This is a genomic window from Prochlorococcus marinus XMU1412, from assembly GCF_017696315.1.
GTDB classification, from domain to species: domain Bacteria; phylum Cyanobacteriota; class Cyanobacteriia; order PCC-6307; family Cyanobiaceae; genus Prochlorococcus_A; species Prochlorococcus_A marinus_AF.
Genome location: NZ_JAAORJ010000002.1, coordinates 234,421 through 258,755, shown reverse-complemented (window position 1 = coordinate 258,755; position 24,335 = coordinate 234,421). Strand labels below are relative to the sequence as shown.

Sequence of the window (24,335 nt, the reverse complement as noted above, 5' to 3'; positions counted from 1 at the left end):
AAATAAAAAAATATTTTTAAGTAAAACATAAAGTTGGCATATGACCTGTCAGAATCATGAGATATTGTTTTTAAAAAATGTCAAAACGTCATCCAGTAGTTGCTGTAACAGGATCTTCAGGAGCAGGAACAAGTACAGTAAAAAGAGCCTTTGAGCATATTTTTGCCAGAGAAGATATTGTTCCCGCAGTTGTAGAAGGTGATAGTTACCACAGATTTGAAAGAATGCCTATGAAAAAAGCTATGGCAGACGCTCTTTCAAAAGGTGAAAATTTCTCTCATTTTGGTCCAGAGGCTAATCTTTTTGACAAGCTAGAAGAACTTTTTAAAATCTATGGTGAAACTGGAGGAGGAAAGAAAAGATATTATCTACATAGTCTTGAAGAAGCAGAAGAACATAATACAAGACTTGGGACAGCCTTGGAACCTGGACAATTTACTCCATGGGAAGATATTCCTGAGGGAACAGATGTACTTTTTTATGAAGGTTTGCATGGCGGGGTAGAAGGTGATGGATACAATGTGGCATCTTATGCTGATTTACTTGTTGGTGTTGTTCCAATAACAAATTTAGAGTGGATTCAAAAAATCCATAGAGATAACGCAGAAAGAGGTTATTCAGCGGAAACCATTGTGGATACTATATTGAGAAGAATGCCTGATTATATAAATCACATTTGCCCACAATTCAGCAAAACCGATATTAATTTCCAAAGAATTCCCACAATTGACACTTCTAATCCTTTTATATGCAGGAATATCCCAACCCCTGACGAGAGCTTTGTGATCATACATTTCAGAAAAGGGGCAAGAGAGAAATGGGGGATTGATTTTCAATACTTGCTTGGAATGATTAACGATTCATTTATGTCAAGTCCTACAAGTATCGTTGTAAATGGAGGGAAAATGGGTTTCGCAATGGAACTAATTCTCACTCCAATAATTCATAAAATGATTGAGGAGAAAAATAAATAATAATTAATTTTCGATTATCAACTCAAATAATTATATTTTTTAATTTTAGGAGTTTTTAATCTATAGGATCTCAAATTTTTATATATCTTTCTTGATAAAAGTACCTTATTTAGATTTAAATAGAAAAAACAGGAAACGTTGTGTCATTAATCGACTGGTTTGCCGCAAGGCGTAAAGATCAATTTGTTGGGAAAGTTTCGCAAGATACTGATGAGGGAGATGGTTTGTGGGTTAAATGTTCAGAATGTTCGCAAGTAGCCTATAGAAAAGACCTAATTTCAAATTACAATGTTTGTAGTAATTGTGGACACCACAATAGGATTAATAGCGATGAAAGGATAAATATAATTGCTGACAAAAATTCATTCGAGGAGTTTGATAGTTCACTAAGTCCTACAGATCCTTTAGGTTTTAAAGATAGAAGAGCATATGCTGATCGAATTAAAGAAAGTCAAGCAGGTACAGGTTTAAGAGATGGAGTCGTAACAGGTATCTGTTCTGTAAATTCAATGCCTTTAGCATTGGCTGTTATGGATTTTAGATTTATGGGAGGATCCATGGGTTCAGTAGTTGGTGAAAAAATTACAAGGATAATTGAGAGAGCAACTTTAGAAAATTTTCCAATTCTTATTGTTTGCGCATCAGGGGGAGCAAGGATGCAAGAAGGTATGTTAAGTCTCATGCAAATGGCAAAAATATCTGGAGCACTAAAAAAACATAAAGAAAAAAATCTTCTTTATATGCCCTTGTTAACTCATCCAACCACTGGAGGGGTAACAGCAAGCTTTGCAATGTTAGGTGATTTAATTTTGGCGGAACCTAAAGCTCTTATTGGATTTGCGGGAAGAAGGGTTATAGAACAAACATTAAGAGAAAAATTACCCGATAATTTTCAAACAGCTGAATATCTGCTTGAGCATGGTTTCGTTGATGTAATAGTTAAAAGGAAAGATCTCAAGGATACTTTGACTAAAATTTTAAAAATTCATGGTGTAAAAGAACTTGCAAAAGCAAATATATAAAATGAGAATTATTTCAAATTTCTTTTATTTTTCTTTAAGCCTTTTATTTTTTATTTTAAATTTTGCGCCATATTCTTATGGGATAGGTAATGTTGACTGGGTCCTACTAAAAGAGAATAATGAAGGGAAAGAATGGCTTGATAAAGGAAGTATTAAGCCGCTTCCAAATGGTGAAATAACTGTCTTAACAAAGTTCTTCAAAAATCCAACTGATTCTGATGATGATGGGGTGTTATCACTTTATGTAATGAGAATTAATTGCGATGAAAAAAAGTTTAAAGATACTTCCATAAATGGAATACCTCAATTCAATTCAAAATGGCAAACTTCCAATAATGATGAACTAATAGATGTAGTTATTGAAAATAGCTGTTCAGAGTTTATAAATGGATAAGAATGAATTCTAAAAATAAAAAATTAAAAATAGCAATCGCTGGTCTAGGTTTTGGTAAAAAAGTACATTTAGAAGCGTTAAAAGAGTCGAATTATTTAACGCCTGTTGCTATTTATCATTATGACAAAATGCAAAAATCAATTCTAGAAAAAGAAACTGGTTTAGAGTTTTTTCATGATTGGGAAGGCTTAGTTAAATCTCAAGAAATTGATGGGATTATTATTGCTACTCCTCCTGAATCAAGATTTGAATTAGCAAAACAAGCTCTTGAGAATAATAAAAATTTGCTACTAGAAAAACCTGTTTCAATATCGTCCTCTGAAATAGAAGAGCTTCAGAGGATATCTTTGATTAATAACTTAAGCGTATGTGTTGATTTCGAATATAGAGCAGTACCCCTTTTTCTTCAGACAAAAAAAATTATTGATGAAAATATTTTAGGAGAAATATATTTAGTCAAATTAGATTGGTTAATGGGTAGCAGATCCGACCCTAAAAGGGCTTGGAATTGGTATTCTTTGGAAGAAAAAGGTGGAGGAGTTATTGGCGCCTTAGGTACTCATGCATTCGACATGTTGAATTGGTTTTTTGGAGAATCAATAAATGTATCTGGCAAGTTAGCAACATCGATCAAAAAAAGACCTTTAGCTAATTCATCTGATTTTAATGATGTTACTAGCGAGGATGTTTGTCTGGCTAATATAGAAATATCAAACTTTAGCTCCAATCTTATTCCATGTCAGGTATCTCTATCATCGATTTCTAAAAATGGTAGAGGTTTTAGTTTAGAAATATACGGAAGCGAAGGTTCACTTATTCTTAAGAGCGAGAACCAAAAAGATTACGTCCATGGTTTTAATTTGAAATATTCAAACAATGAAAATAAAATACAAAATCTAACTGCAGATTCGAGATTTAATTTTGAAAAAACATGGTCAGATGGAAGAATAGCTCCAGTTTTAAGAATTCAAAATTTATGGGCTGAGAGTATTTTTAATCAAACACCTATCATTCCAGGATTATGTGAAGGACTTGCGAGTCATAAAGTTTGCGAAGCCATAAGAGAATCTTCGAAAAGCGGATTAAGAATCAAAATTTAAAGCTATACATCTATAAGTAGCAATTGTCACCTGATAAAGTATTCGATTGATTTTATTTTTTTTTCATATTCTGGAAAAATCAATTGAACTGAACTATTAAAGAATGGCTTTAAATTATTACAAAAATGAGCTTAAAGAGAATGCTCAATTACTAGCTTCTAAAGGGAAAGGGATATTAGCGGTAGATGAATCCACTAAAACAGTAGGTAAAAGACTTGCTGGAATTGGCGTTGAGAATACTGAAGACAATAGGAAAGCATATAGAGGAATGCTTTTTACTACAGAAGGTCTTGGGAAGTATATAAGTGGTGCAATCCTCTTCGAAGAAACTCTTTATCAGAATCACCAAGATGGCGAGTCAATGGTTAAAAAACTAAATGATTTAGGTATTATTCCAGGTATAAAGGTCGATAAAGGTCTAAATCCACTTCCTGGAGGAGGAGATGTAGAAACTTTTTGCTCTGGCCTTGATGGCTTAGTTGAAAGAGCAGCAAAATATTATGAACAAGGTGCAAGATTTGCAAAGTGGAGAGCAGTTCTGCAAATTACAAATGATGGTTGTCCTTCAAAACTATCAATTCAAGAGAATGCCTGGGGATTAGCAAGGTATGCAAGATCCGTTCAAGAATCTGGTTTGGTACCAATTATTGAACCTGAAATCTTAATGGACGGCGACCATACTATTGAAAAAACTGCTGAAGTCCAAGAAGAGGTAATAAAACAGGTTTATATTGCCTGTCAAGCAAATGGAGTTTTTCTAGAGGGAACTCTATTAAAACCTTCTATGTCTGTTAATGGAGCAGATTGTTCAACAAAGGCTGACCCTATGAAAGTTGCTGAAATGACAATAAGAACTATGGAAAGGTGCGTTCCTGCATCTGTTCCTGGAATAGTTTTCTTATCAGGAGGGTTAAGCGAAGAAGCTGCCTCTGTCTATTTAAATAATATGAACACTCTTTACAGGAAAGCTTTATGGAATGTTTCATTCTCCTATGGAAGAGCATTACAGCACTCATGCTTAAAAGCCTGGAAAGGAAGCGACGTTGAAGGTGGGCAAAAAGCATTAATAGCAAGAGCCCAGGCAAACTCTGAAGCTTCAAAAGGTGCCTATGTAGCAGGATCTCAACCTTCATCTGATGAGCAATTGTTTGTGGCAGGCTACACTTATTAACTAAAAAATCCTAAAAATATACTCTGGGTCATAAAATTAGTATCTTTAATTTAGTATTTTGTATATCTAATGACGTGACATTTGATACCTCTTTATACTAAACTCTCGGAAACATATGCTTTTTACAGCATTTAACTTATTTTAATTATGGCCCTCGTTCCACTAAGACTACTTTTAGATCACGCTGCTGAGAATGGTTATGGTATTCCAGCTTTCAATGTTAATAACCTTGAACAAGTTCAAGCAATCATGGAAGCAGCATATGAAACTGATAGTCCTGTAATCCTACAAGCTTCAAGAGGGGCAAGAAATTATGCAGGAGAAATTTTCCTACGTCATCTAATCCTTGCTGCTACAGAAACATATCCTAATATTCCAGTGGTAATGCACCAAGACCACGGTAATGAGCCATCAACATGTTATTCAGCAGCAATAAATGGTTTCACATCAGTAATGATGGATGGTTCCCTAGAAGCAGATGCAAAAACACCTGCTAGTTACGAATATAACGTTGCAGTTACTAAAAAAGTAGTAGATTTTGCTCATTCAGTTGGAGTTAGTGTTGAAGGAGAGTTGGGTTGCTTAGGTTCGTTAGAAACAGGTAAAGGAGAGGCAGAAGATGGTCATGGATTTGAAGGTGAACTTTCTACAGATATGCTTTTGACTGATCCTGAAGAAGCGGCAGATTTTGTTGCTAAAACAAAAGTTGATGCATTAGCAATTGCTATAGGTACAAGTCATGGCGCATATAAATTCACAAGGAAGCCTACAGGAGAAGTTCTTGCAATAAGCAGAATTGCTGAAATTCACAAAGCACTTCCAAATACGCATCTTGTAATGCATGGATCTAGTTCAGTGCCTCAGGAATGGTTGGATATCATTAACAAATATGGCGGTGAAATCCCTCAAACATATGGTGTTCCTGTTGAAGAGATTCAAGAGGGGATAAGAAATGGAGTTAGGAAAGTCAACATTGATACCGATAACAGACTTGCTTTCACTGCCGCGGTGAGAGAGGCAGCATTTGCTGACAAGGCAAACTTTGACCCAAGACATTTCAACAAACCTGCTAGAAAATACATGAAGCAAGTTTGTCTTGACAGATACAAGCAGTTCTGGTGTGAAGGTCAAGCAAGTAAGATCAAGCAAAACAGCACCAATTACTTTGCTGATCTTTACGCTAAAGGTGATTTAGATCCCAAAGTAAAAGCTACTGTTTAACTAATAACGGAATCAAACAAAAAAGACCTCTAAAATTGGGGGTCTTTTTTTATTTCAATATTAATGATTTTAATGTAAAGAGACCATCAGTCCCACCAATTGTCTCGTCACATGCTCTCTCTGGATGAGGCATTAAACCTAGAACATTACCCTTTTCATTAGTTATGCCTGCGATATCGAATGAGGATCCATTAGGATTATTTTTATATCTCAAAGCGATCAATCCATTATCTACAAGTTTTTTTAAAGTATCAGAATCACAATGATATCTTCCTTCCCCATGCGCTATGGGTAACTTAATAGTTTGTTTTTCACCTCCATCATTAAACCAACCTCCTTTTGAAGAAACAATATCAAGTTCAACATCATCACAGATGAAATTAAGATTTTTATTTGCAGTAAGGGCACCAGGCAAAAAGCCTGATTCTGTCAAAATTTGGAACCCATTACAAATTCCTAAAACTCTTCTTCCACTTTTCACAAAGTCATCCAAAGCATTTATTAATGGAGAGAATCTCGCTATTGCTCCGCATCTTAAATAATCACCATAGCTAAATCCTCCGGGTAAAACTATTGCATCTACATCGCTTAAATCTGAAGACTCATGCCACAAGTATTTTGTTCTTATATCTAAACAACCTTCCAATGCCCATGAAACATCACGATCACAATTAGAACCAGGGAAGACAACAACTCCTACAGTAAAATTATCCATCTTATAATTTTTCTAGTGAATACTCATAATCTTCAATAACAGTATTTGCGAATAACCTATCACACAATAAATCAATTTTTTCTCTTACTTCGTTTTCACCATTACCTTCTATTTTTACCTCAATCATTTTTCCTATACGTAATGATTTTATTCCCTCGGCTCCAAGTTTTATAGACGCAGATTTGGTAGCTTCCCCTGCTGGATCTAAAACTGAGGGTCTTAGTCTTACAAAAACTTTTACAGCAAATTGGTCCAATTAAAAATTAATTTCTACTAGAAGATTAGTTTAAATTTTAATAAAAAGAACTATTGATTAATAAACAAATATTTTTACCTTTAGGTTTTCTGAGTTATTAAATGTTTATGTAGCCTCTACCAAAACAAACTAAACAAGTTCTCCTTGAATTTTCATGTGTTTTAAAATTGCCTGCCCCTCCACATTTTGAACATTTTATTTTATCAATTGATGTAACTTCGTTAGAGATTATTTGTTTTAAAGTAATTTTTGGATTTTCCATCTTGGGCTGTCTACTGTAGTTAGTATCCCGACAGCTAACTATAAAGTCAAATTGCTATTTTTGGGGAACTTAAAATCTTAAATTTCTCTTTAATTTTTCTATTGAAATTTTTTATAGATTTTTCATCAAAGGATATTATTACTAATTCAAGCCCAGCATTATCATTTGGTCTCCAACAATTGTCTGGAGCTTCTTCAAACCAAGTATTAATTTTCTTTCCAACAATTTGTATTTGTAAAGGCAATGATTTGTTTGGTATCCAAATACGTCCTTTTATTCGAAGAATGTTTAATTCATCCAAGATTTTTGACATCTCATTTTCAAAGTCATTTTTTTCAAGGAAATAATTTAATTTAAATGAATCTGATACAAGCTCAACATGATTATGGTCATGTTCTTCCGTTAAAAATTCTTTAAAAGTCTCTTTTTTAAAATTAAAGTCAAATAGATAATTTAAATCAATTTTGCCATTCTTGGATTTAAGGACTGGTGTAGATGAGTTTAGACTTGCTTGAATTTTATTTTTTACAACTTCAAACTGATCATGATTTAAGATATCTGATCTTGAGACTAAAACGATATCAGAAACTTCTAGTTGCTCCTCAAAAAGTTCATCTATAGTGGCGTTGTGATCAATTTTATCTGTTTCACTATATTGTTTTGTTATTTTATTTAAATCATTAATTGGTGAACCATTAAGCATTGATTCTCCATTAACGATACCAACAACTACATCAAGATAGATGGAAGACCTAATCTCAGGCCAGTTAAGTGCTTGAATTAAGGGAATTGGTAGTGCCAAGCCACTTGTTTCGATAATTATTGATTCGATGGGAGGATTAAATTCTAGTAGAGCTTTTATTGATGGAACAAAATCATCTTGAACAGTACAACATAAACATCCATTGTTTAATTCGATAACGCAGTCGTCTTCAGATTCATCACATTTATCACAACTTTTAATCAAATCACCGTCAATTCCAACATCACCAAATTCATTAATTATTAAACCAAATTTTTTATTACTCTCTTTTAATAGATATCTTAGAAAAGTTGTTTTACCCGAACCAAGAAATCCCGAAACAACAATAACTGGAATTTTTTTTTTCATCTTTGATGATTAACAACCTAAACTATATTCTGTACTCTCTCCTGTAGAACTATTTGTGCCATTAGCAATCGCACATAATTGTTTTTGTTGTGTACGACTAAGAACAGCATCAGTAAAATCTGCACCATCTATTTTTGCTCCTTCAAAATTACTCTCCATTAATAAGGCATTAGTAAAATTAACATCCGAAAGATCAGCATCTGTAAAGTCTGTTGCATAAGCTAGTGCATCTCTTAAATTTGCTCCAGTAAACTTTGAGTTTTGCAATTTACTATTATTGAACACTGCCCCTTCTAAATTACTTTCACTGAAATTAAACCCATTCAAATCAAACTTAACGTATTCGTTACCGCTTAAGTCTTGACCATGCATATCTGGCTCTAAATTAAGGTCTTGCTGGTTTCTAATCTCAGGAGGTCTTTTAGCCCATGCAGAATTTACAGAATTGAAAAATAAAATTCCAACGAATAACAAAGTAATTAATGCATTCTTTAGTGAGGGGAAAACAATTGATTTAATCATAATAAGACTGTATTTTAGAACTTAAGTATTTAAAGTTTGTAAGAGTATCTTAAAGGAAAATATATGGCAATGTCACTAAAGGTTATTGTTCCTCCTCATCCATTAATAAAACATTGGCTTTCAATATTGCGAGAAAAAAATACTCCAAATATTTTGTACTCAACAGGATATGAGCAATTAGGGAAATGGCTTACATATGAAGCATTACGTAATTGGCTGCCATATAAAAAAGAAATAGTAAATACTGATAATGGAGACGCAGATGGATTCTTTATTAATAATGATTATCCAATAAAAGTGCTCGCAATGTTGCCCGAAGGGTTATCTCTTTGGTTTGGATCTAAAGAAGTAATTCCTAATTCAACTGTCTCATTAGGAGAACTTCCTAAAACTATTGAATCAAATGAAGGAGTTATATTTTATTCAGAACAAATAACAACAAAATCAGCAACATTAGAAACTTTAATTAAATTAAAGGAATTAGGTGTTGATTCAAATAGGATTCTTTTAATAACTGCTATTTGCTCAAATAAAGGGTTAAATGAAATTGCGAAATTACTCCCTAATCAGGTAATTTACACTTCTTGCATAGATGAGGAAGACGAAAAAACACAATTATTAGTACCGGGTATTGGGAATCCTCTTTTGCGTTTAAGTACTATATTTCAAGATAAGAACTAATATAGAATATAGGAGTAAATATTTTACCAATGTCTGAATACAGAGATTCGTCTTCAAATAATCTTTTATCATTAATAAGCGGTGCTTTTATTGGAGCAGCAGGTCTAGCTTGGTGGTTAATATCCGAAGCAGACAAAAGAAAGGAGGAAAAAAAACAAAAAGCAATGATGTATTCCTCTAGAATTCAAGACGGCTCAGAAGCGATTGATTCAAGTGAAAATATAAATGAAGCTGAAGGAGAGAATCTGGAGAAGAAAGTTGAGCAACTTAATTCTGCAATTGCTGATGTGAGGAAGCAACTTGAAGAGTTGGGGCAATAGAATAAAAAAGGTTCTCAAATAATATGAATAAACTCAGATCATCTGCAATAACCCAAGGTGTGCAAAGATCCCCTAACCGATCGATGTTAAGAGCTGTTGGATTTAATGATGAAGATTTTAATAAACCTATTATTGGAGTTGCAAATGGATACAGCACCATAACACCATGCAATATGGGTTTAAATAAGTTAGCTCTAAAAGCTGAAGAGTCAATAAAAAGATCAGGTGGGATGCCTCAGATGTTTGGGACTATAACAGTAAGTGATGGCATTTCTATGGGAACAGAGGGCATGAAATATTCCCTAGTTTCAAGAGAAGTTATTGCTGATTCAATTGAAACAGCATGCAATGCTCAGAGTATGGATGGAGTACTTGCTATAGGTGGATGTGATAAAAATATGCCGGGTGCCATGATTGCGATTGCAAGAATGAATATTCCCTCAATTTTCATTTATGGAGGGACAATAAAGCCTGGGAAATTGCATGGAGAAGATCTTACTGTTGTTAGTGCATTTGAAGCTGTTGGACAATTAACATCAGGCAAAATTAATGAAGAAAGGCTAATCCAAGTTGAGAAAAATTGTATTCCTGGTGCAGGTAGCTGTGGAGGAATGTTTACAGCCAATACAATGTCTGCGGTTATAGAAGTATTAGGGTTAAGTCTGCCTCACAGTTCCACTATGGCTGCTGAAGATCTTGAGAAAGAACTAAGTGCAGATAAAAGTGCTGAGATATTAGTCTCTGCAATAGAAAAAGATATAAGACCTCTAGACCTAATGACAAAGAAAGCATTTGAAAATGCAATATCAGTAATTATGGCAATTGGCGGATCAACAAATGCGGTATTGCACATCTTAGCTATTGCGAATACTGCAGGAATAGATATCAACATTAATGATTTCGAGAGAATAAGACAAAAAGTACCCGTTATTTGTGACCTTAAACCGAGTGGTAAATATGTGACGGTGGATCTTCATAAGGCAGGTGGGATTCCACAAGTAATGAAAATACTTTTGAATGCAGGATTAATTCATGGCGATTGCAAAAATATTGAAGGGAAAACCATCTCAGAATACTTACAGAATATTCCAGACAAGCCTCCAACAAATCAAAATGTCATAAGAGAAATAGATGACCCTCTTTATAAAAAAGGACATCTAGCTATATTAAAAGGTAACTTAGCGAGCGAAGGTTCTGTAGCCAAAATTAGCGGAGTAAAAAACCCTGTATTAACAGGTCCCGCAAAGATTTTTGAAAGTGAAGAAGATTGTTTAAAATCGATATTAAATAACGATATCAAAGCTGGTGATGTTGTTGTTATTAGAAACGAAGGTCCTGTAGGAGGCCCAGGCATGAGAGAAATGTTAGCTCCAACATCTGCGATTGTTGGTCAAGGGCTAGGAGAGAAGGTGGCTTTAATTACCGATGGCAGATTTAGCGGGGGTACCTATGGTCTAGTTGTGGGTCACATAGCTCCAGAGGCTGCTGTAGGAGGAAATATTGCTCTAATAAAACAAGGTGATTTAATTACAGTAGATGCTGTAAAACAACTAATTGAAGTTGATTTAACCGACGAAGAATTAGAAAAAAGAAAAAAAGATTGGGTAAAACCTATTCAAAAATACAAAAGAGGAATACTTTCAAAATATTCGAGAATCGTAAGCACATCAAGTTTAGGGGCTGTTACTGATTTATAAATCAGCTCAATTTTTATTTTCTTAATCAATAAAACTTTTTATCCTATTTGCTAAATTTTCCAATCTAGCGCTGTATTTTGGTGAGTTGCATTTTTTCCCATTATTGCTATCCATCCATAATGTTTTAACTCCACACCATAATATTGGTTCATTAGGGAAGTTAAGCTTAGAGATTACTAAAACCAACTCTTTATTTGATTTAAAAAGTTCTAATTCAAGATCATAAATTTCTAATCTTTTACCTTCTTTATCACGACATAAGATATTAACTGTTAAATCAATATCTTCATCTTCGAATTCGTATTCGCCATTTATTTTTACTACAGAATGAACAAAAGGTTTATTTGTTAAATCTGCTGACTTAGCGATTAAGCTCTCTATATTTTTAGGCGGATTTTCAAATAACACTTATTGATTTAATTAAAACTTTTATGGAACCCTGTCTAAACTCATTATTAAGTAATCCATCATCACCGAACTTAGAGTGTAGTAGTTGCAATCTTTTAATTTTAGATGGCTTGAATTTAAATGGAAAACGTACTTTATTAGCTCTTACTGAAGGTTTTAACTCACTAAAAGGAATTTGAACATTTGTTGTCCCGAATTTTTTTGTTGGGAATGATTTAATCCATCTAAGTCCACCCGGAATAAATTCGGTTAGTCCTAGTAGATCATCTTCACAAGCGACAGCAAATTTAAAAGTTCTTCCTTGTCCATCAATATTTAATTCAAAGGATGAATAATCAGATACATTTAAAGAAGGTTTATATATAGACGATCTACAACTAACAAATCCTCCTGCTTTCTCGACAATATTACCCTTTAATATCAAACCAGAATTTGAAATTTCACAAAAAGCTGAACTTGATCCGCCCATAACAGTATCATTTAATGTTTTCCAACCATCGAACTCCTTTTTCTGGAATAAAAATTTTTTCTTACTCATTAAATAATTTAAATTATTAATAGACTTTAACTAAATTTCTAATTCTTTTGCTGATTCTTGATCACAAAATATTGAAATTTGATTAATAGATTTTATTAATTTTGATGGTGTTCTATTTGGTGGCTCTTTTTCATCTAATAACCTCTCAAGAGCAATTCTTTTAGAAGCTCCACTAACTAAAAATACTATCTTTAAAGAAGCTGAAAGAACCTTTGGAGTTAATGAAATTCTTTTTAAACCCTTACCTTCATTAAAAATAACAAAATCATCTACATTATTATTTTTTTGATAAGGGAATAATGATGCTGTATGACCATCGTCTCCAAGACCTAATAATGTTAAATCAAAAATTGGAGGATTTGATCCGCATTTTTCAAATAGTTTAGAAATAAATTGATTTTTTGTAGCTTCATCATCAGTATTTAAATCATTGAAAATTTCATAAAAAAAAGCTTTGGATCCAAAATTAGTCAACAATGAATTCTTCAACATTAACGAGTTACTCAATTCTGAATTTGGATCAACACATCTTTCATCCCCTAAAAAGACGTCAACCATATCCCATCTAAGATCACTTTTTGATAAAAGCTTATAGACAGATTTAGGAGTTGAACCTCCACTTACACAAAATTTGAACCTGTCTTTCTTTTTTAAAGTATGAATAATGTGACTTTCAATAAACTTAAAAACCGCTTTAGATAGCTCTAACTTGTCTTTGTAAATGTTAAGTGTATATCCATTTTTAACCTTTTCAATCATTTCATCCATTCAGTATGAAAACTACCTTCCTTATCAATTCTTTCATATGTATGAGAGCCAAAACAGTCTCTCATTGCCTGAACAAGGTTCTGAGGAAGTCTATTGGTTCTATAACTATTCAAATAATCTAGGGTACTGGATAAACATGGGACTGGTATACCAGCTTTTGTGGATAAAGAAACAACTTTAGCTAAGTTATCTAATCTTGTCGCAATTTCAATATTGAACCAATCATCAAAAATTAAATTTTTTAGATTAGGATCTTTGTTATAAGCATCTTGAATTTTACTTAATAATTTTGATCTAATTATGCAACCACCTTTCCATATTTGAGCAATTGACGGCATATTCAAACCATAGTTATATACTGCAGATGCTTCTCTTAAAATGTCCATACCCTGGGCATAGCTAGCTATTGTTGCAAGGACTACAGCATCAAATAAAGGTTTCATTCCATCTGATATATTTCCTAAATCAAAATCTTCTATCTCTTTAGATGGAATAGTTTTTTCAATCTCACTACGTTGCTCTTTTAAAGAACTCATTACTCTTGCATTTAAAGATGCATAAATAGTTGGGACTGATACCCCAAGTTCTAGAGCACTTACAACAGTCCATAACCCTGTACCTTTCTGGCCAGCTTTATCTAATATTTTTTCCACAACATCATCTCCAGTTATCTCATCTTTTGTATTTAGACAAATCTCTGTTATCTCAACAAGATAAGAAGCTAATTCATCAGTATTATTCCAAATACCAAAAACCTCTGACATTTGCTGACCGTTCATACCTTTGACTCTCTTCATAAGGTCATAAGCTTCTGCAAGTATTTGTTCAATTCCATATTCAATTCCGTTATGAACAGTTTTCACAAAATGACCTGAGCCTCCTGGTCCAACATATGCAACACATGGTCCGTCTTCAACTTTGGCAGCCATTTTTGTTAATAAGCTTTCTATTGCATCATATGAAGCCTTAGTACCACCGGGCATCATACTTGGACCCTCTAAAGCTCCTTTGGCCCCTCCAGAGACTCCCATTCCAATGTATCCAAAACTTTTACTTTCAAGAGTATTCACCCTTCTTTCTGTATCTTTAAATTGAGAGTTGCCGCCATCTATTAACAAATCTCCTTCCTCGAGATATTCAGAAATATTATCAATGACAGCATCTGTTGCGGGCCCAGCTTTTACCATCATTAGAATTCTTCTAGGTCTCTCTAGCTTATTAACAAATTCTTGAAGAGTTTCAGCTCCTTCTATATTCTTCCCAAGGCCACGACCTTGTAAAAATTCTTCAGTTTTTGAATAAGTCCTATTAAAAACTACACTAGAAAATCCATTTCTCTCTGCGTTAAGAACTAAATTTTCGCCCATAACACCAAGACCTATTAAACCAAAATGTGCCTTGGACATAAAAAATTAAAAAACTCAATAAATACAGTGTGCCTGCAACTCAAAAAAATTGCTCAAAAAAAATACTTATGTCAGCGAAAAATGATGGAAAAGATTTAAATAACAGTTCCGTTTGCAATAGTTGCATTTTTAACTACTACAACAATTCCATTTCTGATATAAAAGCCTAATTCTGGCTTATCTGCTTCTTCTACTCGATCTTTATTAATGATCACGACATTATCACCAATTCTAGTATTTTTATCAAGAATTGCTCTTTTGACAGTAGTCCCTTCACCTACTCCAAGAGGCGTTCCGCCCCCTTTTCTTAATTCAATCCTCTCTTCAGGAGATTCAAAGAAATCGGCTCCCATAACAAGAGTATCCTCAAGAACCGAGTCACTTTCAATCCTGCTTCTTACACCTAATACACAATGTAAAATACTGCATGACTTCAAGATTGTGCCTTCACAGACAATTGAATCAGTAATTTGAGCATCTACAAGTTTAGAAGGGGGTAAAAATCTAGGCCTAGTATAAATTGGAAATTTCTCATCATAAAAACTGAATGGAGGTTTTGGTTGCTCAGTCAATGCAAGGTTTGACTCAAAGAATGCCCCAATTGTGCCGATATCTTCCCAATAATCATCGAATACATAACTTTTAAGAGTATCGCCTCTATTGAGGGCTTCTGGAATTATGTCCTTACCAAAATCCGTATAATTTGGAAATTTATTTAGAAGATCGAAGAGAGTATTTCTACTAAAAACGTAAATCCCCATAGAGGCTAGATATGGTTTTTCCGCAGCTGACTCCTTACTTAATCCAAATTTTGAAGTATCTACTGCCATAGCCTTCAACTTCTCTCCAGTAGGCTTTTCACTAAATTCTTTTATATTTCCTACATCATCGGTTCTCATTAGGCCGAAACCTTCTGCTTGAGCTTCATCAACAGGCAAAGCTGCAACAGTTAAATCAGCACCATTATCTCTATGATGTTGAACAAATAAACTGTAGTCCATTCTGTACAGTTGATCACCTGACAATATTAAATATTCATCAACATCCCATTCTTGAAATAACCATTGGTATTTTCTTACAGCGTCAGCAGTACCTTCAAACCATTTAGGACTATCTGGAGTCTGTTGTGCAGCTAAAACCTCCACAAATCCTTGGCCAAAGGGGCCATTTAAATTATAGGTTCTTCCTATATGTCTATTTAGAGATGCACTATTGAACTGGGTCAATACGTACATTTTTTCAATGCCTGAATTTATACAATTACTAATCGGAATATCTATCAAACGATACTTACCTGCCAATGGCACAGCAGGTTTAGCCCTCATTTTTGTTAGAGGGTAAAGTCTAGAACCTTTTCCTCCTCCGAGGATTATGGCCAACACACGCTTCATTCAATCTAATGGAGGTAGATATACAATTATTTAAAGTAACTGATTATGGGCATATTTAGAAATACAAATGGTCAGTTTACAAAGGTATTTCGATAAATCACTGGAAAAACTTAATATAAACCGAAGAAAGTTAGTTATTTTTATCCTCTTCTACCAAAGAAAACAATTTTTCAACGATTTTCAAAGAAACTTGTCTTTCTTCTCTTGATTGAGGACTTCTCAACTTGGTGACAGGCGTATGAAGTATTTTATTAATAATTCCTTTAGTCAGAGCTTCCACAACTTTTCTTTCTCTAGCCGAAAAATCTGGTCCCATTCTGCTAAGTGCTTTTTGCAATTCCTCTTTTCTAATTAACTCCAAATCTGATCTAAGTTTATTAATTACTGGAACGGCCTCTAAACTTGCCCACCATTCTAGAAAAATGATCCTTTCTTCTTCTACTAAAGATTCCGCTTCCTTTGCTATTTTCTGTCTAAATTCTTGATTTCTTGAAACGACCTCTTGTAAGTCATCAACATCAAATGATTTAACAAATTCATGTTGTTTGACATCATTAGATATATTTCTCGGTACACCAATATCAATAAATTTCAGTCTATTACTCAAATTAATTTTTTCAATTTTTGTGAGATCAATAATTGGCTCTTCAGAAGCAGTACTGGTAAAAACAAGTGAAGATAATGATATGTTTTCTTCTAATTCGTTTAACCCTTTACAAACAATCTCTAAATCAGGGAAGTCTTGAGCAAGATTTAATGCTCTATCAATATTTCTATTTAAAAGGATAAGTTTATGACATCCTTTTGATTTTAAATGAGTTATCAAAAGCCTACTCATTCGTCCGGCGCCAACAACAAGAACGTTCTCTGATTCCAAACTTACAAGACTATCAAAACCCTTTTCTTGTCCAATTTTTAATTGAGCTAGTTCTACCGCTGCTGAACTGATTGACACAGCTCCAGTTCCTAAATTTGTTTCGGATCTTACTTTTTTACCTGTACTAACTGATTGAGTTAATAATCTATTAAGAATTGGTCCAGTAGATTGATTCTCTTGACCTAATCTCATCATTTTTTTTACCTGCGAAAGGATTTGTCCTTCCCCTAAAACGAGGCTATCGAGTCCTGCCGAGACTTTCATCAAATGCAAAACTGCTTCTTCCTGTCTAAAGCAAAAAAGATGTGGATTTAAATCTTCAAAAATAATTCCAGAATATTCTGATATGAATTCTTTTATAGATGAAATTCCAGTATTTTTATCCTTTACTAGCGCATATATTTCCAGCCTATTACAAGTACTTAAAATTGACACCTCTAATACATCAGAGAAAGCTTTTAATGCTTTCAATGACTCTGTTATGGATTGGTCAGGAATACTTAACTTCTCACGCACTTCGACAGGTGCCGTGCGATGACTCAGTCCGACGACAACAATATGCATAAAATCAAAAGTGAATTTTTAAAGGCTGATACTCTTAGCACCATCTTTTATATGGACAGTATTTGTGAACCTTGCAGTACTATCTAATGTACTAATAACTAGACTACTTGTTCTAACACAATCCCTTTCAAATTTAACTCCATCAAATAATAATCCATCAGTTATTCCACTTCCAGCGAAAACAACATTTTCTCCAGATGCCAATTCATTTGCTTCATAGATTTTATCTATATCTGTTATGCCCATTTCATTAAGACGTTTTATATTTCCTTCTTTTGTGTAATCAGCCCATTCAGAAGTTTGAGCGATTGCCGGATCATAAACTAGTTGTCCTTGAAAGTGTCCGCCGAGAGCTCTCATCGCAGCAGCTGAAATAACACCCTCTGGAGCTGCTCCTATACCCATCAAGCAATGTGTTCCAGTTCCTGCAAAACCGCATGCAATCGCAGCTTGAACATCACCATCAGAAATCGGTTGTACTTTTGCACCACATCCTCGAATCTCTTTAATTAAATCTTTATGTCTAGTTCTATCCATTACAACTACAGTAAGCTCATCAATAGAAAGGCCCAAGCAATCACTTAGTATCTTCAAGTTTTCAGTAGCTGAATTTCTAATATCAACTTTACCTTTGGCCGCAGGAGGCGCTGCTAATTTGTTCATGTAAAAATCAGGAGCATTGAAAAGACCACCCGTATCAGAGGCAGCCAAAACCGCCATAGAACCTCTTTGATTATTCGCACAAAGATTAGTTCCTTCGCAAGGATCTACTGCAAAGTCAACCCCTGGGCCACTTCCACTACCAACCTCTTCACCTATATAAAGCATGGGTGCTTCATCTCTTTCACCTTCTCCAATAACAATTTTCCCTTTCATTTCAATTTTGCCCATTCGCAATCTCATTGCTTCGACAGCTGCAGCATCAGCTTCATCTTTTTGACCAAGTCCTGTTAGTTTTGCTGAGGCAATAGCTGCTTGCTCGACAACTTCGAGAATTTCTTGAATTAAAGTTTGATTCACAATTAAATTTTGAGGTTTTTCTAAAAGGTTTTGAGTATGATCTCATATAAAATGCAATTTTTTATGAGAATTATTATGCTAGTAAGCTTTTTTTAACTCTTTACAGCTGTTACTTTATCAGGCCGTGACTTGAAATTAGGAATAAACAACTAAATATAGTATCTTTATTAAATATTTTAAAAATTAAATGACTGAGTCAAATCAAGCAAATTTAACTGGTGCAAATAGACCAATTCAAATAATTCCTTCAGTTTTACCAGCAGATTGGGCAAATATGGGGGCATGTGTGAAAGAGCTCGAGGAAGCTGGGGTAGATAGAATTCAGTTTGATGTAATGGATGGAAATTTCGTACCAAATCTTACATTTGGTCCTGAAATGATTGCTGCATGCAGGAAATATTGCAATGTCCCTTTTGAAACTCAATTAATGGTAAGCCAGTACAACTGTGAAACAATGCTTGAATCTTATGTAAACGCTACAAAAGGGGTAAATGGTGAACCAGGAGTAGTAATAGCTCATGCCGAAGCAAATATTCATTTGCATAGAGTTCTTGGAAGAATAAGAGATTTAGGAGGATCTCCTTCTGTTGCATTGAACCCTCATACTCCTTTTGAAATGATTAAAAATATAATGGATATGGTTGATCATGTTTTGGTTATGACAGTTAATCCAGGCTTTGGAGGACAAGCTTATATACCAACAATGCTTAATAAAATAAGAGAAATAAGAAACTTTATTATCGAAAAAAACTTAGATGTCGACATTGAAGTTGATGGGGGGATAAAAGCAAATTGGACTATTTCACAATGTGCCGATGCTGGTGCTAATTGTTTTATTGCAGGTAGCGGAATGTTTGCTTACCCAACATTAAAAGAAGGATGTGATGACTTGAGAAAAGTTGCACAAGAAGCACAAAAAGGGAATGTTCTTTCAGAACCTCAATAAATATTCTGGATGATTAAGAAATCACCCAAATATCCATCCATAACTATGCAAACCTATTCCTAAAAAATTAACTCCTAAATAACATACTAAAACAACTAAAAAGCCTGTAGATGCTAATAATGCTGGTTTGCGTCCTTGCCAACCCTTGCTTATTCTCATGTGTAGATAAGCGGCATAAAACAACCATGAGATAAATGCCCATGTTTCTTTTGGATCCCAACTCCACCATGTGCCCCAGGCCTCATTAGCCCAAACTGCACCTGAAATTAAACCGAGAGTCAAAAGAACAAAACCTACCAATATAGAACGATAACTTAATGTATCTAATTCTTCTGAATGAGAAAATTCAATAGGCTCAACTAAATCATTTACGGGATAGCTATTTGAAAGTTTAAATCCTCCTATACCTGTAGAACTACTTCTGATTTGAAGTGGCTTATTTTTATTGATAAACAAAACAGACATTGAAAGTAAAGAACCTATTATTAATGCTGCATAACTAAGCATTACGACGCTAACGTGCATTACTAACCAACTAGACCTTAAAGCTGGAACTAAATTGGATGATAATTTCAAATCCTCAGGTAAAACAAAACAAGCAAAAGCCACAGTCAGTAACTCAATAGGTATAGCAATTGAAGGAATTATTGGTGCTTGGTATTCTCTTTCAACCAATAGTTGACCTAATGTGATACCCCAAGTAAGGAAATAAAGAGATTCATACAAATTGCTGATAGGAAAGTGCCCAGAAATTGACCACCTAAAAAGTAACTGTAATGTTATTAATAAGTTCACTAAAATCGTAATGAGTCTTACAGCAGCAGAAGACTTTTTTTTAAAAACTGCACCCAAAGATAATGGTAAGTTAATTAATAATAAATAAAAAACTAAAAGACCTAAGACTGAAACCGGTTCATATATTAAATTTTTAAAAAAATTATCTAGTAACATTTCTAGAAATTTCTCAAGTTTTAATATTTAATGACAACCAAATAATAATTAAAATCATTCTCATATGAGTAAATTTTTAATAATAAAGTTTTAATTTATTTTAAAAAAGCATTTCAAAGTTTGAAATTATCTCCTAGATAATACTTCTTGACTATTGGATTATAAGCCAATTCACTTGATGAACCTTTAGCTAAAATTTGTCCTTCACTTAATACATATGATTTGTTAGTAATTAGAAGGGTTTCCCTCACATTATGGTCTGTAATGAGAATCCCCACCCCATCACTACTTAATTTTAGAATTAGTTTCTTTAGATCATTAACAGCTAGAGGATCTATCCCAGCAAAAGGTTCGTCTAATAACAAATATTTAGGTCCTTTTCTGCCTACAGTGAGAGCCCTTGCAATTTCACACCTCCTCCTCTCTCCTCCTGAAAGTTGATAACCATAATTATCTACAAAGTTATTCAAATTAAATTCATTAATTAATTGTTCTCTTCTATTTCTTATAGCTGCTCTACTATAAGATGAATTTTGTAAAGCCAAATCTATATTATCCTTAACTGTGAGGTCTCTAAATATACTCGCTTCCTGAGTTAAGTACCCTAACCCAAGTCTTGATCTAATTGGTAGAGGAAGATTGGTTATATTTTTCCCATTCATTAAAATTTCACCTTTATCTGGTTTTATATTCCCAACTGCAAGATTAAAAGTTGTAGTTTTCCCAGCACCATTAGGTCCCATCAAACCTACAACTTCCCCTGGATTAACAGTTATGGAAACATCATTTACAATTAATCTTCCTTTAATTGAAAGGGATACATTATGAATATTTAGGTTCATTTTCCTTGAGATCGATTAGTTTTCTCACTTTCTTGAAAAAAAATTAAATACATAATAGTAATTTAATTGAAGATAAAGATATATTCATCAAAGAGGTTTCAAAAAAGGCTTATCGTTCTCGTTTAATAGTTCTCTATATTGTAATTTCCTTAATAAATCTTCCAAACATTGGCAGAAGGATTCAAGATCAATCCCTAAATCAATCTTGGTTCTAGTTTTTATTCTGCCTAAACCCTCTCCAAGCAAAATAGTAGCTCCATTTAAATTACCTTTACTTAGGTGAAACTGAGAAACAGATACTTGTAAAATTCCTTGGATAACTTGTCTTTCGTCACCATCTACGGAATTCCATATTTCTTCAAAAGCATCATGAGCCTCGTACCATTCATGATTGTTAAAAAGATTTAAAGCTGTAAAAAGGGAATCTTGAAAACTTTTTGCACTTTCTTCGTTCATTAAAGCAATTACTAATTTTTTTTCTTTTTATTTATTTTTCTCATTCTTATTGAATCCGGTGTTACCTCTAGCATTTCATCTGGACCAATATATTCGAGCGCTCTTTCAAGGGTAATATCCACAGGTGACTGCAAAGTATCAAGTTCTTCTGCCCCTGCAGATCTCATATTAGTCAACTGCTTAGTTTTACATATATTCAACTCAAGATCTTGAGGTCGATTATTCTCACCAATTATCATTCCTTTATAAACTTTAACTCCAGGTTTAATGAAATATACTCCCCTATCTTCAGCATTCTTTAAAGCATAAAATGTGGCTACACCTTCCTCAAAAGCTATAAGAACGCCATTCCTTCTGGTTTCAAAGTCTCCTGTTTTAGGTTTATATTCATAAAACGAATGGCTCATGATACCTTCACCTCTGGTGATCCTTACAAACTCCCCGCGAAATCCAATTAATCCTCTTGATGGTACTAGAAATTCTAATTGAGTTCTACCATCAGAACTTGTCTGCATGTTTTTCATCTCTGCCTTTCTAGATCCAAGTTTTTCGATGCAAGAACCAACAGATACTTCAGGTACATCTAAAACCAAAGTCTCTATAGGCTCACATTCAACATTATCAATTTCTCTGAAAATTACTTGAGGTTGTGAGATTTGAAACTCAAAACCCTCTCTTCTCATAGTTTCAATCAATATCCCTAGATGTAATTCTCCTCTTCCTGAAACTGAGAACCTGTCAGGAGAATCAGTTTCTTCTACTCTTAGGGCAACATTTGTTAGAAGTTCCCTCTCCAATCTATTTTTTAATTGTCTACTGGTAACAAATTTCCCTTCCTTACCCGCGAATGGTGAATCATTGACAACAAAAGTCATATTTAAGGTAGGTTCATCAACTTTGATTAATGGAAGAGGATGAGGAGAATCGGGACATGCTATGGTCTCACCAATATTGACGTCATCGAAACCAGAAACAGCAACAATATCACCTGCAAATGCTTCATTTATATCAATTCTTTGTAAGCCTTCAAATCCTAAAAGCTTACTAACCTTACCTTTAATAGTTTTTCCGTTTTCTTTAATTAAACTAGCCTGTTGGCCATTTTTTATAGTTCCATTATGGATCTTCCCAATTACTATTCTGCCTAAGAAATCAGAATAGTCCAAAGTAGTTATTTGTAGCTGAAGAGGCTTATTAGAATCACCTACTGGAGGAGGAACGTGTCTAATAATAGCTTCAAAAAGAGGCATCATATTGTCACTATTAGATTCCATCTCTTCTTTTGCGAAACCAGATAAGCCACTCCCAAAAAGATAAGGGAAATCACATTGATCATCATCAGCACCTAACTCCAAAAACAAATCAAGGACCTTATCAATTGCTATTTCTGGTACTACTCGTGGTCTATCAATTTTATTTACAAAGACTATAGGCCTAAGTCCTTTTTCTAATGCTTTTTTTAAAACAAATCTTGTTTGAGGCATAGGTCCCTCATTTGCATCAACAATAAGCAGGCAACCATCAACCATTCCCAAAACCCTTTCAACTTCTCCTCCAAAATCGGCATGTCCAGGTGTATCTATAATATTAATTCTGGTATCTTTGTAGTTAACTGCAGTATTTTTTGAGAGAATTGTTATCCCCCTTTCTCTTTCAAGATCATTTGAATCCATTACACATGTAGGAATAACTTCATTGTCTCTAAATATTCCTGATTGAGATAACAATGCATCTACAAGAGTTGTCTTCCCATGATCTACGTGAGCAATAATTGCAACATTTCTAATTTCTTTTATCGAAGATGACATTTATAGAATTTATACAAATATTAGATTAACTTTATTAAGGCTAACTCAAAGTATGCTTATTATGAGAATTTTCTCTTTAAGACTTTGAAAAATATAATTTATTGAATAATTAAATTAATCAATTAGATTTATAATTTTCTATTTGAGCTTTCAAAAACTTTTAATGCTTCAATTGACCCCTCATATCTCCAATGCCAGGGTTCGTAATCTATATATTTATTATCTTTGGTGAACGATAACTTAAAGTGAAACTTAGCTGCATTTTTTATTAACCATCTGAAGGCGTCAGTATTTTCGAAGTCGGTTTCAAAGTCTGTCTCTCTTTGAGTAGCATCACCAATATCGATTGCGAAACCTGTACTATGTTCGGAATACCCTGGAGGGGCTGAAACTCTAGCTCTTTCTGCCGCTTCTTGATTTCTAATAGATTTTAAAGAATAAAAGATATCGTTTTGCAAATTTATTGATCTATAACCACTCAAGAAGACTAAATATATCCCATCCTTTTTGGCTTCTTCTCTCATCCTTAGTAGAGAATCGCGCATATCCATATGAACTTCAATATTAGGCTCAATTAAAACTAATTTCTCCTTAGAAATTTCCGCATAGGGTAAATGACCTAAAATTCTATGGTCGTGATTTATCTGAGCCTGAAAATTGAGATTATCAAGTGATCCTATTTCTATATTTTTAATTAATCGCAAAGCAGCGACAGAAAAGATAAGAAAAAGAAATGGAGAAAATATTAATAGTTTTTTTAATAATGTTGAATTTGGATTATTTAGGTAAGTTCTTTTGGCAAGTGGTATATCAAATTGATCGATATCTTTGTTTAGTTCCAATATTTAGAAGTGAATTTGGAAAAGATATTTCGATATTAACTATTATTTTAAGAAATGCACTTTTATAAGCAA

Annotated in this window: 27 protein-coding genes; 10 read left to right on the top strand and 17 right to left on the bottom strand. The window is 33.8% G+C overall.

Annotation, left to right across the window (positions count from 1 at the left end; translation table 11 throughout):
* Positions 1–77 precede the first annotated feature (77 nt).
* The 6 genes from HA152_RS04255 to fba all read left to right on the top strand — a co-directional run bounded on the left by HA152_RS04255 (position 78) and on the right by fba (position 5,882).
* Entirely contained in the window at positions 78–974 is an 897-nt protein-coding gene (locus tag HA152_RS04255) for a phosphoribulokinase (RefSeq protein WP_209133886.1), read from the top strand.
* A 140-nt stretch (positions 975–1,114) separates the two neighbouring features.
* Complete coding sequence (accD, locus tag HA152_RS04250) at positions 1,115–1,996, top strand: acetyl-CoA carboxylase, carboxyltransferase subunit beta (protein WP_209133884.1); 882 nt, start codon at positions 1,115–1,117, stop codon at positions 1,994–1,996.
* Position 1,997: 1 nt separating this feature from the next.
* Positions 1,998–2,390 carry a hypothetical protein gene (locus tag HA152_RS04245; protein ID WP_209133882.1) on the top strand — a complete coding sequence of 131 codons (393 nt, stop codon included), beginning with the start codon at positions 1,998–2,000 and terminating at the stop codon, positions 2,388–2,390.
* Positions 2,391–2,392: 2 nt separating this feature from the next.
* Positions 2,393–3,490: a Gfo/Idh/MocA family protein gene (locus HA152_RS04240; protein WP_209133880.1), complete on the top strand. Its 1,098-nt coding sequence runs from the start codon at positions 2,393–2,395 to the stop codon at positions 3,488–3,490.
* A gap of 103 nt (positions 3,491–3,593) precedes the next feature.
* Entirely contained in the window at positions 3,594–4,661 is a 1,068-nt protein-coding gene (locus HA152_RS04235) for a class I fructose-bisphosphate aldolase (protein WP_209133878.1), read from the top strand.
* Between the two features lie 147 nt (positions 4,662–4,808).
* A complete protein-coding gene (gene fba / locus HA152_RS04230; protein ID WP_011376344.1) occupies positions 4,809–5,882 on the top strand; it encodes a class II fructose-bisphosphate aldolase in 1,074 nt (357 codons plus the stop codon).
* Positions 5,883–5,931: 49 nt separating this feature from the next.
* On the opposite strand, the gene purQ is transcribed toward fba, so the two are convergent.
* The 5 genes from purQ to HA152_RS04205 all read right to left on the bottom strand — a co-directional run bounded on the left by purQ (position 5,932) and on the right by HA152_RS04205 (position 8,748).
* Positions 5,932–6,597: a phosphoribosylformylglycinamidine synthase subunit PurQ gene (purQ, locus tag HA152_RS04225; protein ID WP_209133876.1), complete on the bottom strand. Its 666-nt coding sequence runs from the start codon at positions 6,595–6,597 to the stop codon at positions 5,932–5,934.
* A 1-nt stretch (position 6,598) separates the two neighbouring features.
* Positions 6,599–6,853, bottom strand: a complete 255-nt coding sequence (gene purS / locus HA152_RS04220; protein ID WP_011376342.1) for a phosphoribosylformylglycinamidine synthase subunit PurS — start codon at positions 6,851–6,853, stop codon at positions 6,599–6,601.
* A gap of 97 nt (positions 6,854–6,950) precedes the next feature.
* A complete protein-coding gene (locus tag HA152_RS04215) occupies positions 6,951–7,115 on the bottom strand; it encodes a hypothetical protein (RefSeq protein ID WP_209133874.1) in 165 nt (54 codons plus the stop codon).
* A 46-nt stretch (positions 7,116–7,161) separates the two neighbouring features.
* Positions 7,162–8,226, bottom strand: a complete 1,065-nt coding sequence (locus HA152_RS04210) for a GTP-binding protein (protein ID WP_209133872.1) — start codon at positions 8,224–8,226, stop codon at positions 7,162–7,164.
* Between the two features lie 9 nt (positions 8,227–8,235).
* Positions 8,236–8,748: a pentapeptide repeat-containing protein gene (locus tag HA152_RS04205; RefSeq protein ID WP_011862813.1), complete on the bottom strand. Its 513-nt coding sequence runs from the start codon at positions 8,746–8,748 to the stop codon at positions 8,236–8,238.
* A gap of 63 nt (positions 8,749–8,811) precedes the next feature.
* Here HA152_RS04205 and HA152_RS04200 point away from each other — a divergent pair, with 63 nt between their 5' ends.
* Genes HA152_RS04200 through ilvD form a run of 3 tightly spaced genes read left to right on the top strand, consistent with a single transcriptional unit; the run spans position 8,812 to position 11,446 of the window.
* Positions 8,812–9,429, top strand: a complete 618-nt coding sequence (locus HA152_RS04200) for a uracil phosphoribosyltransferase (RefSeq protein WP_209133870.1) — start codon at positions 8,812–8,814, stop codon at positions 9,427–9,429.
* Between the two features lie 29 nt (positions 9,430–9,458).
* Positions 9,459–9,749, top strand: a complete 291-nt coding sequence (locus HA152_RS04195) for a hypothetical protein (protein WP_209133868.1) — start codon at positions 9,459–9,461, stop codon at positions 9,747–9,749.
* Positions 9,750–9,772: 23 nt separating this feature from the next.
* Complete coding sequence (gene ilvD, locus HA152_RS04190; RefSeq protein WP_209133866.1) at positions 9,773–11,446, top strand: dihydroxy-acid dehydratase; 1,674 nt, start codon at positions 9,773–9,775, stop codon at positions 11,444–11,446.
* A gap of 21 nt (positions 11,447–11,467) precedes the next feature.
* On the opposite strand, the gene HA152_RS04185 is transcribed toward ilvD, so the two are convergent.
* From HA152_RS04185 to glpX, 7 genes are all read right to left on the bottom strand, one after another.
* A complete protein-coding gene (locus tag HA152_RS04185) occupies positions 11,468–11,854 on the bottom strand; it encodes a coat-like protein (RefSeq protein WP_209133864.1) in 387 nt (128 codons plus the stop codon).
* The gene (locus HA152_RS04180) at positions 11,844–12,392 is read right to left on the bottom strand and encodes a CIA30 family protein (protein ID WP_209133862.1); all 549 of its coding nucleotides are present in this window, start codon (positions 12,390–12,392) and stop codon (positions 11,844–11,846) included. The genes HA152_RS04185 and HA152_RS04180 overlap by 11 nt, the downstream gene beginning before the upstream one ends.
* A gap of 30 nt (positions 12,393–12,422) precedes the next feature.
* Positions 12,423–13,160 carry a 6-phosphogluconolactonase gene (gene pgl, locus HA152_RS04175; RefSeq protein WP_209133860.1) on the bottom strand — a complete coding sequence of 246 codons (738 nt, stop codon included), beginning with the start codon at positions 13,158–13,160 and terminating at the stop codon, positions 12,423–12,425.
* Positions 13,148–14,566 (bottom strand): NADP-dependent phosphogluconate dehydrogenase, encoded by a 1,419-nt coding sequence (gene gndA / locus HA152_RS04170; protein WP_209133858.1) that lies wholly within the window; start codon positions 14,564–14,566, stop codon positions 13,148–13,150. The genes pgl and gndA overlap by 13 nt, the downstream gene beginning before the upstream one ends.
* A 95-nt stretch (positions 14,567–14,661) precedes the next feature.
* Positions 14,662–15,957: a glucose-1-phosphate adenylyltransferase gene (locus tag HA152_RS04165; RefSeq protein ID WP_025894390.1), complete on the bottom strand. Its 1,296-nt coding sequence runs from the start codon at positions 15,955–15,957 to the stop codon at positions 14,662–14,664.
* A gap of 130 nt (positions 15,958–16,087) precedes the next feature.
* Positions 16,088–17,398 carry a glutamyl-tRNA reductase gene (locus HA152_RS04160; protein WP_209133856.1) on the bottom strand — a complete coding sequence of 437 codons (1,311 nt, stop codon included), beginning with the start codon at positions 17,396–17,398 and terminating at the stop codon, positions 16,088–16,090.
* A gap of 18 nt (positions 17,399–17,416) precedes the next feature.
* The gene (gene glpX, locus HA152_RS04155; RefSeq protein ID WP_025890675.1) at positions 17,417–18,418 is read right to left on the bottom strand and encodes a class II fructose-bisphosphatase; all 1,002 of its coding nucleotides are present in this window, start codon (positions 18,416–18,418) and stop codon (positions 17,417–17,419) included.
* 187 nt (positions 18,419–18,605) lie between these two features.
* Here glpX and rpe point away from each other — a divergent pair, with 187 nt between their 5' ends.
* On the top strand, positions 18,606–19,364 hold the full coding sequence (gene rpe / locus HA152_RS04150) for a ribulose-phosphate 3-epimerase (protein WP_209133853.1): 759 nt from the start codon (positions 18,606–18,608) through the stop codon (positions 19,362–19,364).
* Positions 19,365–19,385: 21 nt separating this feature from the next.
* Here rpe and ccsB read toward each other — a convergent pair whose 3' ends face one another.
* From ccsB to HA152_RS04125, 5 genes are all read right to left on the bottom strand, one after another.
* Positions 19,386–20,315 (bottom strand): c-type cytochrome biogenesis protein CcsB, encoded by a 930-nt coding sequence (ccsB, locus tag HA152_RS04145; protein WP_209133851.1) that lies wholly within the window; start codon positions 20,313–20,315, stop codon positions 19,386–19,388.
* Positions 20,316–20,428: 113 nt separating this feature from the next.
* Positions 20,429–21,157, bottom strand: coding sequence for an LPS export ABC transporter ATP-binding protein (gene lptB, locus HA152_RS04140; protein ID WP_209133849.1), 729 nt, complete (start codon positions 21,155–21,157; stop codon positions 20,429–20,431).
* A gap of 87 nt (positions 21,158–21,244) precedes the next feature.
* A complete protein-coding gene (locus HA152_RS04135) occupies positions 21,245–21,613 on the bottom strand; it encodes a DUF309 domain-containing protein (RefSeq protein ID WP_209133847.1) in 369 nt (122 codons plus the stop codon).
* A gap of 11 nt (positions 21,614–21,624) precedes the next feature.
* Positions 21,625–23,421 (bottom strand): translational GTPase TypA, encoded by a 1,797-nt coding sequence (gene typA, locus HA152_RS04130; protein WP_025894383.1) that lies wholly within the window; start codon positions 23,419–23,421, stop codon positions 21,625–21,627.
* A gap of 128 nt (positions 23,422–23,549) precedes the next feature.
* Positions 23,550–24,263 (bottom strand): M15 family metallopeptidase, encoded by a 714-nt coding sequence (locus HA152_RS04125; RefSeq protein ID WP_209133845.1) that lies wholly within the window; start codon positions 24,261–24,263, stop codon positions 23,550–23,552.
* Positions 24,264–24,335 lie beyond the last annotated feature (72 nt).